The following is a 13,441-nucleotide window of genomic DNA, read 5'->3' on the forward strand; positions in this document are numbered from 1 at the left end:
GCCAGGCGACGATTTCGCGGCTACAGGAGCGGCCATGATGACGGAGCTGCAATGGCCTGGTGCCGCGATCGTCGTCAGCCTGGCTATCAGTCTGGCAGGATGCAGTCCGGCGAAAAAACCGGCGGCGGAAGGATCACCCCAACGAACAAGTTCGTCGGAATTGCCGCCGCCCCTCCCCGCCGGTGCCCGGTCCCAATTATCACGGGAACGGGAGTTCCATCGCTGTTGCTGGCGATCCGGACATTAGCGGCCTCGACGAAGCGCAGATCGATGTGATGTTCGATGAGGCGGTGGCCCGGGCGCGACCGGGGGAAAGCAAGCGCGCAATTTGTGTCGGGCTGCAGGGCCTCACCGATAGCGCTGTGAAGGATGCTCCAGAAAGAACGATCCGGCGATTGGCCGAGCTGCTGCGCTTGCCTGCTTTCCCCGCCTCCCAATGCAGGGATGGCGTCACGCCGTCCGTCACCGCGACCAGGGCCGAAGCGATCCTCTACACGGTGAAGGTCGAATCCCGCGATCGGAAAGGCGTCCTGACGTTTGGGCTACCGCCGTGTTCGGGAATCTCGGAGCGGAGGGAATGCAATTCCGCCTTATCCGCCAAGCTGGACGCTGGGTGCCTGAGCCTACCGGATTGTCAGTGTTGTCATGAGGCGATCAATGCGCCAGCATCCCATCCTGTCGTTTTTGCTTTTAACCGCGATGGGGCTTGAGGGCTGCGCTACGAGTGTCAGTCCTTGCGCCCCGGCTCTTGACCGCTTCGCCAGTAAGCACGGTTGGAGGCGAAGCCCGGTTCGAAGGAGGGCTTCACATTTGGGAAAACTGCATCGTCGTCGGATCGGGTCGAACACTTGCAATCTTCGACCCTTCAGTGCGCCTGACAGGAACAGGCGACGCCATTCTCGATAGCAGGACCGGCGTACGGATTGCCGTCGGTGAGCATTTCAGCGCGTCAGCGGCATTTCTCCGCGACGAGGGCCGTGGATGGAGTCTTTCAGACATTAAGAAAGCGACCGGTGCGGATGTGTCGAAAGGCTGTGAAACCGACGCAATCGTCAGGTTGAGGAATATTCAAAGAGGCCCTCACGATGAGGAGACGTTTAGGGCCTGTGGGGATTCACAAGCCGGAGGATGTGATTCACACTGCGGATGGATCGCGATGTACTGACGGACGCCCAATGGGCGAAGATGGAACCCCATTGTCTTGGCAAGCCGACGGACCCTGGGCGAAGCGGGGAGAAACAACCGGTTGTTCATGGAGGCGGTGCTGTGGATTGTGCGGACGGGCAGCCCGTGGCGGGATCTGCCGGAACGGTTCGGCAACTGGAGTACGGCGTTCCGGCGCTTCGCGATTGGCGTGAAGCCGATGTTTTCAGGCATATATTCGATGCGTTGTCGGACGAGCCGGACCTGGAATACGCCATGGTCGATGCCACGATCGTCAAGGTCCACCGTCACGGACAGGGCGCAAAAGGGGGACTCAGAGCCAGGCCATTGGTCGTTCCAAAGGTGGCATGACAACCAAGATCCTGGCCCTCACCGATGCCTTGGGCAATCTGGTGCGCTTTCGGCTTATGCCGGGCCAGCGCCACGACAGCGTCGAGGTGCCGCCGTTGATCGAGAACATCGCCTTTGACGGGCTGATCGCCGACAAGGCGTTCGACAGCAACGCACTGGTCGCCAAGTTGAACGAGCGTGGTGCCAGGATCGTAGTCTAGCACCCCGGCCGTTCGCAGAAACTCAAGATCGACGCCAGCATCTACACGTGGCGGCACCTCATCGAGAACTTCTTCTGCAAGCTGAAGGAGTTCAAGCGCATCGCAATGCGGGCCTGCAAAACCGACCGCAGCTTCCAGGCAATGATCTACCTGGCCGCCGCCGTCATCAACTCGCGGTGAATCCCCACAGCCCCTAATCAACATCACGCGGCCCGCATCACTGATCGCCGCATCGGTGGCAGCTTCGCTCGCGATCAGCGCGGCCTCACTGCTGGCGCGCAGTCGTCAAGGGATCAGGCGCGCGTCGTCACCACGCCAGATGGCCGCACCGTGTATGTCGTGCCGGCGCAGCCTGGGGCTACCGGCACGAAGAGGCCCCTAGTGCGTACCGTGATTACGCCAGATGGTCGCACCGTTTACGTCGTGGAAGACCAGCTGTTGAGTTGCACTGAGAAGTGACCCGGGATTTTCATTGAGAGAAGTGACCCGGGTGGGCGTGGATGTGCTGCCTGCGACGAGCAGGGTCAAGCGGGTGATTTGTCCTTTCTGGATTTTGGGGCGGCGGAACTGGCTCTGAAGCGGAAGCTGTCATTGCCGGTTTCAAGGATATGGCAATGATGCGTGAGGCGATCCAGCAGGGCGGTGGTCATTTTGGCATCGCCAAAGATACTGGACCACTCGCTGAAGCTCAGGTTGGTGGTGATAACAACGCTGGTCCGCTCATAGAGTTTGCTGAGCAGATGGAACAGCATGGCCCCGCCTGAAGGGCTGAAGGGTAGATATCCCAGCTCATCAAGGATGACGAGGTCGAGGCGCAACAGACGCTCGGCCAACTGGCCCGCTCTGTTTGCGGCCTTTTCCTGCTCCAACGCATTGACCAGATCGACGGTGGAGAAGAAGCGGATCTTTTTGCGGTGATGCTCAACCGCCTGGACGCCCAAAGCCGTCGCGATGTGGCTTTTGCCGGTGCCTGGTCCGCCGATCAGTACGACGTTGTCGGCGCTATCCATAAAGTCACCACGGTGAAGTTGACGCACGAGCGCCTCGTTGACCTCACTGACGGCAAAGTCGAAGCCTGCCAGATCCTTGTAGGGAACCGGGCTGCCTTGATCTGGTAAGCAATGGACCTGACCTCCCGCTCGGACATCTCCGCCTTGAGAAGCTGTGAGAGATCGGAACGGCAGCATCAAAGGCTGGCGCGCGCCCTGCTCGATCAGATCACCAGCGGCTTGCGCCATGCCATACATTTTGAGGCCACGTAGCATGACAACCACAGCGGCGCTGGCCGGATCATGACGCATGGCGTAACGCCCTCAGCGTGTCGTAGCGTTCGACATCGGCAACAGGCTCCTGGGCGAGGCGCAGGGCCTGCGGGGCATCGATTGGGGATGCCGGTGGAGCCTTGCCATCGATCAGGCGGTGCAGAACATTGAGGATGTGGGTTTTGGTCGGCACCCCAGCTTCGAGGGCCAGTTCGACGGCGCTGAGCACAGCCTGTTCGTTATGCTGTAGAACAAGGGCGAGGATTTCGACCATCTCCCTGTCACCACCGAGCCGCTTGAGCAGATGCCCCTGCAGTTGCCGGAAGGCTTCGGGCATTTCGAGGAATGGCGCCCCATTGCGCAAAGCGCCAGGCTTGCGCTGAACAACTGCAGATAGTGCCGCCAGTCATAGATCGTCTGCCCCGGCTTCTGGTGAGAACGGTCGATAATCCGGTTGTGCTCGCACAAGATTTGCCCCTCGGCCGCGATGACCAACCGATCAGGATAGACCCGCAGGCTCACTGGCCGGTTCGCAAAGGATGCAGGAACGCTATAGCGATTGCGCTCGAACGCGATCAGGCAGGTCGGCGACACGCGCTTGGTATGTTCGACAAAGCCATCGAAGGCCCGCCCCATCGGCATCAGGCTGATAATCTCAACGGCGTGCACATCGGCAACTGTGCCGGGGAGGACGCCATGCTGGATTTCTCCCCATTGTGCGATGCACCGCTCTTCCAACCAGGCATTGAGGGCATCAAGATCTGGGAAGTTGGGCATTGGCTGCCATAACCGTCGACGCGCATCCTGAACGTTTTTCTCGACCTGACCTTTCTCCCAGCCTGAGGCCGGATTGCAAAAATCCGTTTCGAACAGGTAGTGGCTGGCCATGGCAGCGAACCGCGCATTGACCTGTCGGACTTTGCCCTGGCCGATCCGGTCTACAGCCGTCTTCATATTGTCGAATATTCCACGCTGAGGCACGCCGCCCAGCACCCGGAAGGCCTGCGTCAGTGCGTCGAACAACATCTCGTGCGTTTGCAGCAGATAGGCTCGCGTGATGAACGCCCGACTGTGGGAGAGCTTGGTATGGGCCACCTGCAGCTTGGTAGGCCGGCCATTCAGAAGGGCGTAATCTTCACTCCAATCGAACTGAAAGGCCTCACCGGGCTGGAAATCAGCGGTACGAATGTGCCGCGCCCACTGGTTTGCTTTTTCATATGGCGTTCGGTCTTCCACGAGCGGGCGAAGGCGGCAACACGGCTGTATGATCCCTCGTAGCCCAGCTTAACCAGATCTGCATGTAGCTGCTTGGCTGTTCGCTTCTGTTTGCGCGACTTGCCAGATTCCACCCGCAGCCACGTCGTCAGTTTTTCTGCAAACTGATCAAGCTTGCTCGGCCGTTTGGAACCTTGAACGTCGGCTCCACCGCGTCATCGCGCAGATATTTGCGGATCGTGTTGCGCGATAATCCAGTCCGCCGCCGGATCTCGCGAATGGGGATGCCTTGCCGAAAATGCCAGCGGCGGATCACACTGAGTAGGTCCATGTCGATCACTCCGATGCCTCCTGACTGTCAGCCAGGGGCGAGGAAAACATGGGTCAATTCTCAGTGAAAACTTATAACCCTCCCGGGTCACTTCTCAGTGCAACTCAACACGCAGGCATGGCAGCGAGGCGCGTCAGCGCCGCCTCGCAGCGCCGTAGCAGCGTGGCGAAGCTCTCCGCCCCTTCCCCGTCGCAATAGTCCGGGTCCGCCTCGCGCCAATAGCGTTCGAGATGCGGCATCCGCTCCGCGCTGCGCGTGCCGTTCCAGCGCGCCGGTTGCAGATACGTAAATTCCTCTATCGGCCAGACTTCGACCGGCACGCCGGGAAAGCGCGCGATCGTCGGCGCGGCCGTCTGCCGGGTGCGGGTATAGGGCGACGTGACGATGAGCGCGGGCGCTTGCGTCCAACTCGCCGCGACCGCCCTTGCCTGTTCGTGGCCGCGCTCCGTCAGCGCGATCGTCGCGAGATCATTGCAGGGCACGCCCGCGTTGCCGGTGGATTCGCCGTGGCGGATGAAGATTACGCGCATGGCTTCAAACAGCTCCGCGTGAGTGCCGGCGCGCACGAAGTTCACCAGATTCCCCTCAATCGTATAGATCAGGAGGAAATCGCCGCCGATATGGCACTCGCGATGATCGCTCCAATCGCCTTTCAGCGGATGATCCAGCCATTCCGGGCCTAACGGCGCGTCGTTGGCGATGAGCATCATCATCGCTTCCTTGAGCTGTTTCATGTTGTAGCGCCCGCTGCGCGACAGCCGCTCCCAATCCTTGACGAACCTTTTTTCGTAGGACGCCTCTCTTGGGAACGAAGCCCGCTTACTGCTGGCGGGCTTCTTGGTCGGGCATCGAACATTTCCTGGGCATCGGTGAAACGGGCGCGGCGGGCCTTCATCGTCGCACGGGACGCCTCGATCGCGGCGCGCGTCTCGGCGTTCGGCACCTTCAGCTCGAACGGCAACGCATGATCCTTGGCAACCCGCGTGAGGGTCATGCGGACCACATCCGAGACGGTCAGCCCCAGCTCGGCCAGCACGGCGGCAGCTTCATCCTTCACTGCTTCGTCGATGCGCGCGCGCACGAAAGCGGTAGCGGCCATTGGAACCTCCTTGGTCAAGCCGATAATGTAGCTCAGTTGAGCAACAATTTCAATCCAGGCAGAGGACATGCGCCTGCCGCTGGCGCGGCACCGTGGCCCTACTCGCTAAGCTCCCCAAGCCCGCAAGCGGTCTTGGCCCAAGGTGACGACTCACATGGCGGAGGGCGAGATCGCAAGCGGGATCTCGCTGCATGGTGCCGGCGTGCACCGGCGTCGCTCCTGTTTGAAGGGGAAAGGCGGTTCCGGCCGCCTCTCCCCCGCAACGGGATTAGACGGGGCCGTGCCTCGCTGCGCTGCGGCCGCTCCACCCCCATCGAATCCCGCTGCCCCCTCTCTCGCCGGCGTTCTTGGGCGTCCGTGTTCCGGCCGATGGCATGGCCATCGCCGGACAGGCGATTTGAAGGGAGTAAGGACGATGACCCACCAAACCCGCGAAAGCTGGCTCAATGCCGTGGCGTTGGGCATGACTCCGCTGTTCGAGGCGCTGGACGCCCCCCTGCCCGACCGCGTGCGCGTGGCGATCGGCTTCACCAGCAGAGGCGCGAAGGGCAAGGCGATCGGCGAGTGCTGGGATAATCGGTTGAGCGCGGACGGGCATTTTGAAATCTTCATCCGCCCGGACCTGGCGCACGCGCCCGACGCCGATGCCGGCGCAGATCGCGGCCATCCTCGCGCATGAGCTGGTCCATGCCGCTGTCGGCATCCCGGCAGGGCATGGGAAGGCGTTAAACGGGTCGCCCTTGGGCTGGGCCTAGTCGGGCCGATGCGCGCCACCACCCCCGGCGAGGCGTTCCTTGCGGCCATCACGCCGATCCTCGCCGATGTTGGCCCCCCCCCATGCCCGTCTCGACACGGGACGGAGAGTCGACCGCACCCAAGAAGCAGAAAACCCGGATGCTCAAATGCGAGTGCGCGGCGTGCGGCTATACCGTGAGGGACCGCGCGCAAATGGCTTGAGCAGGCCGGAGCGCCGCTTTGCCCGATCGAGGATCACGGCCAGATGCAGCATGAACCGCTGGACGATGACAGCGAGGATGAGGGCGGCGAGGATAGCTAGACCGCCCTCCCTCCCGCAATTCGGGGTTTCATTGACGCTGCGCGCAAGTTCGGGGTTTCGTTGACGCAGCCGAACCGAGCCAATATGGCCACATGCAAACATGCGGTCATGTAAGGATATTCACATGCCAACAATCGCGATCATTAGCCAGAAGGGCGGCGCGGGCAAGACCACCCTCGCCCTGCATCTGGCCGCAGCCGCCGAGGATTCCGGGCATACCGCCCTTGTGATCGACCTCGACCCACAGGCGACGGCGAGCCAGTGGGCGGCATGGCGACAGGATGCGCCCCCGGTCGTGATTGACAGCGCACCCCCTCGCCTTGCCGCCAAGATCGAGCAGGCGACGGGCCAGGGCGCGGCGTTCATCGTGATCGACACCCCGCCCCATGCCGACAGCGCGGCGAGCGCCGCCGTCGAAGCGGCCGACCTGGTGCTGATCCCTTGCCGCCCCAGCGCGTTCGACCTGGCCGCGATCAAGACGACCGCCAGCCTTGTGAAGATGCGCGGCAAGCCCGCGTTCGTGATCTTCACGGCGGGAAGCCCGACCGCGCCGCGCATGTATGACGAGGCCGCGCAGCTCGTGCAGGATTATGGGCTGGACGCCTGCCCGCACCATATCGCCGATCGTGCCGCCTTTCGCCATGCGGCGGCCGAAGGCAAGACGGCGATGGAGATCGAGCCGAACGGCAAGGCGGCCGACGAGGTGCGCCAGCTTTACAAGTGGACATGCGGCATGTAAACATGCAAGCATCGAAGAAGCGGAGGGCCAGCGCATGAGCAGCCGGAAAGGATCATTGCTTGCATTGCGGGATCGCGATGCAGCACCAGCGCCGGCGACGGCCGAGCCGGAGGGGAGGGCGGCCGCACCGATCGCCCGCAGCTCTGGCACGGGCACCGGCAGCGGATCGAGCAGCAGCCCGGTTGCGCCGAGCCGTCAGGGCAAGAAGGCCATGACGGGCTATTTCAGCCCGGAGATGTCCTTCGCCATGCACATGACCGCTCGCAAGCACGGCATGAGCTTGCAGGACGCAATGGCCGAGGCGTTCAACGACTGGCTGCGAAAGATGGGGGAAAGCCCTGTAGGCAAGTAACCATGTTCACATGCAAACATGCAGGCATGTGAACATGGCCGCTTGCCATAGGCGGGAATCAGCGCAGCGGCTTGCGTTCGTGCCGTTTCTTGCAGAAGCCGAGGAAGGCGGCGCGGGGGCTTTTCAGTTCGGGCTTACCCATGTCGTGCCACCACGACACCCATTCGTCATAAAGCGCGTAAACGTCATAACCTGGCGCGGCCGTCTTGGCGTCGTGCATGGTTTCAGGGTCGATATAGGGCGCATCGTCGGCGACGGCGACCGGATCGGGCTTGGACTTGAGGCCCGAGCGGTTGCGGAACAGGATTACGTCATCGTCCATCGTCACGGCATAATCGGGGAAATGGCCGTGGTCCGCGTCATGCTCGCAGACCTTCTTGACCAAGGCCCGGAATACCCGGAGCGGGCTGTTCGAGCCGCATTTCTTTTGCAGCAGCTCTAGGCCGATCTTCCATTCGTCCTTCACGCCGCAATGCTTGCGCGCCAGCTCATACATGCGCCGCTCGAACGGCTTGCGGAGCCGGAAATAGTCCGGTGGAGCGTCAGGACGTTCTTGCTGATGACCGAGCGATAGACCCAATCCGACAGGGTGATTTCGAGATCGAGCATCCGCCCGTCGAACGTCTTGCGGGTAATCTTGGCTTCTTCGATCAGGCCGAAAATCCGCGTTTCCTCGATACCGCCCGTTTGAATGTTGGTCCGCACCGTGGTCCCGCGCAAGCGGGTGAGGGCGTCGGCCATCAGCCGATAGCCTTCGCCGCTGGTTTGCCGGTTGGTGGCGACGAGCATGTCATAGGCTTGCAGGCGCACCGTGCGGCTAGGTTGCTCGCCCTGGTTCATCTTCGCAACGAGCTGCGAAATGCAGTAGATCAATATGTCCTTGTCGTGGATCGTCGCCAGACCCTTGCCCGAGGGGATAATCTCGATGACGTTGCCGTTATGCTCATAGCGTCGCGTCCGGTTGTCGGGCTTGGTCGAGAGCGAAAACACCGGGTGCTCCATCGAGGCCATGTCATCCTTGGGGATGGCGTCCAGCACGTCGCAGATGAACAAGTCCTGGTTGGGGTGGCGCACCGGCAGCAGCGGCGTGCGATCGTCGCCGTCCACGGCCGAGGCCGGCGCGACGATCGGGGCGTCAAACAGGGAAGGGCGGGGCCTATCGTCATTTCACTAACGCTTGGCCTACTATCGTCATTTCACTAACGCAAGCGGGATTATCGTCATTTCAGATTCACCCCCGCGCTATCGTCATTTCGATTACGCTTGAGAGAGGGGCAAGGCAGGCCAGGCGCTATCGTCATAGTGGATTCGCCTTTTCGTCACTCTGGATTCGCTTTTTCGTCAGAGCGGATTCACCCCATGGCAAATTTGGCCCAAAAAACCGCGTATTTCCAATTGCTTCCGAGAAGGCGCGATTTCCGTAACACATCACTAAACCCATATTTTAACACTAGGCGAGGCTGTGGATAACTTCAGGCCGTTGCGCTTTCCGCCATGTCAAAAGGAAGAAAAGCACCGCCTCTTGGGGGCTTCGCCCCGCCGGCTCGCGGCCTTCGGCCGCCCCGGATCGCTGAAGCGATCCTCCCACCCGGCATCCCCATAATGAGCCGGCTTCGCCGGCACGCCTTTGTTTGTTTGGGGATGATGGCAACCGTCGCGCCTCTATCGCCAACACACAACCTAGCCCCACCGTTGCAAATGGCTTTCCAGAAAAGCCAAGCGGATAGGGGGGCGCCGATCGGAGAGGGCAGGGAAGGCGGGAACGTCCCCACAGGCGCGATTTCCGGCCCGTCTAGCCCCTTTCCGGGCGTTCGACAGGGTTTCGGGCGCCGGAACCGCCCAAGGCGCTCTACGGGCTTCCCAGGCGGCCGATTTCCCAAGCTCGATCCTTGCCATTCACCTGTCGCGCAGATGGTCCAGACCGGCTATATTGGATCGGCCCAACGGCACGATCGCGACCGGACCCGCCGTGGCTGCTAACGCGGCGGGTCCAATCACGCCTTATCGAACTTCCCGGCGAACTCGCGATCGGCATAATAGCGCAGCTTGGCGGCGACGATCGGCCGTTGCCCCGCGAGGAACAGGAACTGCAAATCGTCCCGAAGGGTGCGGACCTCATCGGGCGTGAGCAGCGGGCGGCCGACATGCTGCGCGCCGAACGAGATTCCGGTTTCGTCACTGTCGATCGCGCGGCTCATCGTCTCGAACACGACGGTCTCCTGGCCGAGCAGATCGGAGACGAGTTTCGCGCTGTCGTGATCGTTGACCCCAAACACCTGCAACACGCCGGCGTTGGACAGGAAGGTGCCGGCGCGGCGCTCGTAGAGCGCGCGGAGCTGGTGAACGTCCTGTAGGATCGGCCAGAGCTGGATGCCGTAGCCTGCCATGAGGCCATAGCGCGTTCGACGGGTTCGAGGCGGCCGAGGGCGGCGAACTCGTCGAGCAGGAACAGCACCGGGCGGGCAGGGGAGGCCGGCGCGCGCGCAAGATCGGTCAGACCTTGCGCGAGCATAAGGCGCAGCCAGCGGGCATAGGTGGCGAGCCGATCGGGCGGCAGTACCAGATAGACGGTAGTGGGCTGCGCTTTCACATCGGCGAAGGTAAAATCCGAGTGCCCCAACACCGCCGTCATGCGTGGGCTGTCGAGAAAATGGGTATGGCGCTGCGCGGCCGACAGCACGCCGGCAGCTTCACGATCGGATTTGCCGAGGTGCCGGTTGGCGGCGCGGGCGGCGAGGCCGCCTTGCGCCTGCATCGTTTCGAGCTGGGCGGTGAAAGCGGCGGGCGCGAGGGTGAGCCGGTCGCGCAGCGTGGCGAGATTGCGGGTCGGGGCCGGCTCGCTTGTGACGATCGACAGTATTAGGCCCGAGATCAGCGCCTTGGCTTCCTCGTTCCAATGCGCCTCGCCGGCTTCGCCGGGTGCGTCATAGACCAGCGCGTCGGCCAGCGTCATGCAGTCGTCGGCGAGATCGAGGCTTGCCCCATCGATGCGATCGAGCGGGTTGAACGCGGCGCTGGCGATGCCCGTCACCCCGAACGGATCGAGGACATGGACCGGGCCGAACTTCGCGTGGTGGCGCGCGGTGATGCGGGCATTTTCGCCCTTGGGGTCGATGCAGACGACCGGGCCGGGATAGTCGAGCAGGTTGGGAATGATCGTGCCCACACCCTTGCCGGTGCGCGTCGGCGCGATCGTCAGCAGGTGGGCGGGACCGGCATAGCGCAGCAGCTTGCCCGATTTCGGGTCGCGGCCGATCAGCAGGCCGTTGCCTTGGGCGAGAGGCCGCGTCTCGCGGTCGGTGGCAAAGCGGGCGGAACCGTGGGTGGCGTCGCTGGCAGGACCGCCATATTGCAGGATGAGGGGCTGGAAGAGGGCGCGCAGCGTGACAAGGATGATGACGAGGAACGTCAGCATCATGCCTATCTGGTAAAGATGAGAATCCCGGGCCAAGCCGAGCAGCGAGTGCAGGAGGAATTGCATTCCCCCGGCGAGGACCAGGCCGACGATCAGGAACAGGATCGCGACGCGCAGCAGATGGCGGACGAGCGCGATGGGGCTGAGGGTTAGCGCCGTGATCGCCCATATCGGATTATGACGGGCGATGCGGGCGAGGTTGCGGATCGCGCGACCGAGCTGGTGCAGCCACTCCATGTCAGGCGGCTCTGCATGGGAGAGGGGGAGCCTTGCGAGGGTGGAGCGTCAGGCCGCGCACACCCGGCGCGGCGGCGATGCGGCGTTCCAGTGCCGCGACCTCATCCACCTTGTCGCTGGACCAGTCGCGCGCGACGTGGACGCCACCGGCGTCGGTTTCGAGATCGAGGCAGGCCAGATCGGGGCGAAGATCAAGCAGGCGCGTCAGGTCAGTGATCAGCTCAGGCGAGAGCGGGTCGGGCAGATTGCCCGTCATCACAAGCTGCCAGGATCGCTTTTCCCCATCGCCAGTCCTGCGCCTGCTCATGGTGCTGTCCTCCCTCAATCCGCGTCCAGCGCGAAATCCACCCGCACCGTCACGATGCCGGCGTTCGTTCCAGTCATCACCGGGGGCGCTTGTGCTATCTGCGGTGCCACGACGGGGGGCGGGGCGACCATGCGGGCGTCCATCTCCGCCATTGGCGGCATGTAGCCGCCTTGGCCGCCGTCGTGGATCGCAAGCACGCGTGTGATGCGAAGCCCGGCGGCCTTCGCATAAGCGTCTGCCTTGGCGCGCGCGGCCTTGTAGGCAAGATCATAGGCCCCCAGGTTCGCCTTTTCGGGGTCGGCGACCGACAGGTTGGGGCCAGACACGATATTAGCGCCGGCGGCCGTCACGGCCGCGATGGCCTGGCCGACGCGATCGGTGTTGCGGACGCGCACGGCAAGGGTGTTGGCGGCTTCGTATTTCCCCCGGTTGTCGCCCCAGGTGATCCGGTTCACCGACAGGTTGCGCGTCTGGATATCGCGCGCCGGAATGTCGAGCTTGGCAAGCGCGGCGGTAATCTGCTGCATCGTTTCGGCATTGCGCGCGCTCGCGGCCTCAGCCGTCGCGGCGATGCTCGACAGGCCGGCGGTGAACAGCGCCTGGTCGGGCGCAGCCTCGGCCCGTCCCGATCCGGTGACGGTGAGAAAGGTTTCATTCTCTTCCAGACCGCGCGGATCGGGCGCGCCGGGGGTGCAGCCGGCAAGCGCGATCAGCCCCGATACCACCAACAATTGCTTCATCCTGATCCTCCCGTCTGATTTTCTTCCGCTTCCGCATCGAACGCGCGTTTGCCGCGCCGCTTCCAAAGCGCCAGCACATCGCCGGCGTCGTCATCACGCGCCCGCCCAGCGAGTTCGAGCAGCGCGCCGTAGAGCGTCGCGCGATCGTCCTCGACCAGCTCGACCAGGCCGGCTTTCTGGACGAGCCCGCCCAGCTCGATCAGATGACGGGTGCGTTCGCGGCGTTGCACGACCCAGCTCCGGTTGTCGGTGCGCGCGCGGGCCGATTCAGCGCGCCGCCTCGCCGTCAGATTGCGCCGCTCCGCCATCGCCCTCGCCTTGAGCAGCGCCGCCAGCTTTGCGCCCGCGCCGTTGAAAGAAGGCAGCGCCCTTCGCGCGCCACGCCTCCTTCGCACTGGTGTCTTTCGACCCGACCGCATCGAGCAGCGCGCCGGCAAGCATTTCGGCATCGAGCGCATCGGCTCCGGTGGCGACGACAAGCTGGCCGAACTGTTCCACCTTCCGCGCCTTCAATGCACGGGCCTTGTCGTTCAGCGCCTTCAACTCGGCATCGTAATCGCGGACCTTACGCATCCCAGCTTTCCTCCGTTTCTCGTTCTGGCAGACCGGCCCCACAGTCGGCCCAGGGTAGGCGGCCCTCGACGCCATAATGATAGGCCGGTGTGACGCGCCCGGGATGATCGAGCGTGCCGACATGGAAGGCGACTTCCTCTGTCGCTACGCCGCTCGCCTCGTCGTAATGGATCGTGAGCGGCGAGCCGCAGTCGCCGCAGAACGACCGGACCGCGATCGGCGATGAGCGGTAGGATATCTGCGTGTCACCGATCCAGCCCACATCGTCCCAGCGCACCCAGGCGAGAATGGCGAAGGCGCTGCCGGTCGATCGCCGGCACATTGAGCAGTGGCAATAATGAACGCGGGGCGGAGCGTGCAGCACATAGCGCATGGCCCCGCAGAGGCATCCGCCTTCAA

At 63.2% G+C, this 13,441-nt stretch carries 7 protein-coding genes and 9 pseudogenes; 4 read left to right on the forward strand and 12 right to left on the reverse strand.

Features of this window, described 5'->3' with window-relative positions; all coding sequences use genetic code 11:
- The first annotated feature begins 1,146 nt into the window (after positions 1 to 1,146).
- Positions 1,147 to 1,895: pseudogene (locus FA702_RS21305) on the forward strand (IS5 family transposase).
- A 344-nt stretch (positions 1,896 to 2,239) separates the two neighbouring features.
- On the opposite strand, the gene istB reads toward FA702_RS21305, so the two are convergent.
- The 5 genes and pseudogenes from istB to FA702_RS21330 form a co-directional block, all read right to left on the reverse strand.
- A complete protein-coding gene (istB, locus tag FA702_RS21310) occupies positions 2,240 to 3,016 on the reverse strand; it encodes an IS21-like element helper ATPase IstB (RefSeq protein WP_255504930.1) in 777 nt (258 codons plus the stop codon).
- A pseudogene (gene istA, locus FA702_RS21315) lies at positions 3,006 to 4,523 on the reverse strand (IS21-like element ISRsp3 family transposase). The gene istB and the pseudogene istA overlap by 11 nt, the downstream one beginning before the upstream one ends.
- A 110-nt stretch (positions 4,524 to 4,633) precedes the next feature.
- Positions 4,634 to 5,053 (reverse strand): annotated as a pseudogene (locus FA702_RS21320) (histidine phosphatase family protein); the annotation flags it as partial.
- Positions 5,054 to 5,056: 3 nt separating this feature from the next.
- A pseudogene (locus tag FA702_RS21325) lies at positions 5,057 to 5,365 on the reverse strand (type II toxin-antitoxin system YafQ family toxin); the annotation flags it as partial.
- Positions 5,343 to 5,622: pseudogene (locus FA702_RS21330) on the reverse strand (type II toxin-antitoxin system RelB/DinJ family antitoxin). The pseudogenes FA702_RS21330 and FA702_RS21325, both read right to left, overlap by 23 nt.
- Before the next feature lie 415 nt (positions 5,623 to 6,037).
- Between FA702_RS21330 and FA702_RS21340 the strand changes: the two are divergent.
- The 3 genes and pseudogenes from FA702_RS21340 to FA702_RS21350 all read left to right on the forward strand — a co-directional run bounded on the left by FA702_RS21340 (position 6,038) and on the right by FA702_RS21350 (position 7,770).
- Positions 6,038 to 6,679 (forward strand): annotated as a pseudogene (locus FA702_RS21340) (transcription elongation protein SprT).
- 124 nt (positions 6,680 to 6,803) lie between these two features.
- A pseudogene (gene parA / locus FA702_RS21345) lies at positions 6,804 to 7,456 on the forward strand (ParA family partition ATPase).
- Positions 7,453 to 7,770: a ribbon-helix-helix domain-containing protein gene (locus FA702_RS21350; RefSeq protein ID WP_136958127.1), complete on the forward strand. Its 318-nt coding sequence runs from the start codon at positions 7,453 to 7,455 to the stop codon at positions 7,768 to 7,770. Before parA ends, FA702_RS21350 begins: the two are co-directional and overlap by 4 nt.
- Before the next feature lie 58 nt (positions 7,771 to 7,828).
- Here FA702_RS21350 and FA702_RS21355 read toward each other — a convergent pair.
- The 7 genes and pseudogenes from FA702_RS21355 to FA702_RS21385 all read right to left on the reverse strand — a co-directional run bounded on the left by FA702_RS21355 (position 7,829) and on the right by FA702_RS21385 (position 13,415).
- A pseudogene (locus FA702_RS21355) lies at positions 7,829 to 8,781 on the reverse strand (replication initiator protein A).
- A 983-nt stretch (positions 8,782 to 9,764) separates the two neighbouring features.
- Positions 9,765 to 11,422 (reverse strand): annotated as a pseudogene (locus tag FA702_RS21360) (type IV secretory system conjugative DNA transfer family protein).
- 1 nt (position 11,423) lies between these two features.
- Positions 11,424 to 11,729, reverse strand: coding sequence for a hypothetical protein (locus tag FA702_RS21365; RefSeq protein ID WP_136958128.1), 306 nt, complete (start codon positions 11,727 to 11,729; stop codon positions 11,424 to 11,426).
- A 14-nt stretch (positions 11,730 to 11,743) separates the two neighbouring features.
- On the reverse strand, positions 11,744 to 12,469 hold the full coding sequence (locus tag FA702_RS21370; RefSeq protein WP_136958129.1) for an SIMPL domain-containing protein: 726 nt from the start codon (positions 12,467 to 12,469) through the stop codon (positions 11,744 to 11,746).
- On the reverse strand, positions 12,466 to 12,699 hold the full coding sequence (locus FA702_RS21375; protein WP_136958151.1) for a conjugal transfer protein TraD: 234 nt from the start codon (positions 12,697 to 12,699) through the stop codon (positions 12,466 to 12,468). The genes FA702_RS21370 and FA702_RS21375 overlap by 4 nt, the downstream gene beginning before the upstream one ends.
- 37 nt (positions 12,700 to 12,736) lie before the next feature.
- On the reverse strand, positions 12,737 to 13,042 hold the full coding sequence (locus tag FA702_RS21380; RefSeq protein WP_136958130.1) for a conjugal transfer protein TraD: 306 nt from the start codon (positions 13,040 to 13,042) through the stop codon (positions 12,737 to 12,739).
- Positions 13,035 to 13,415, reverse strand: a complete 381-nt coding sequence (locus tag FA702_RS21385) for a GFA family protein (protein ID WP_255504928.1) — start codon at positions 13,413 to 13,415, stop codon at positions 13,035 to 13,037. The genes FA702_RS21380 and FA702_RS21385 overlap by 8 nt, the downstream gene beginning before the upstream one ends.
- Positions 13,416 to 13,441: the final 26 nt, after the last annotated feature.

Origin of the sequence: Novosphingobium sp. EMRT-2 (assembly GCF_005145025.1) — a bacterium.
In the GTDB taxonomy this organism is placed as follows: domain Bacteria; phylum Pseudomonadota; class Alphaproteobacteria; order Sphingomonadales; family Sphingomonadaceae; genus Novosphingobium.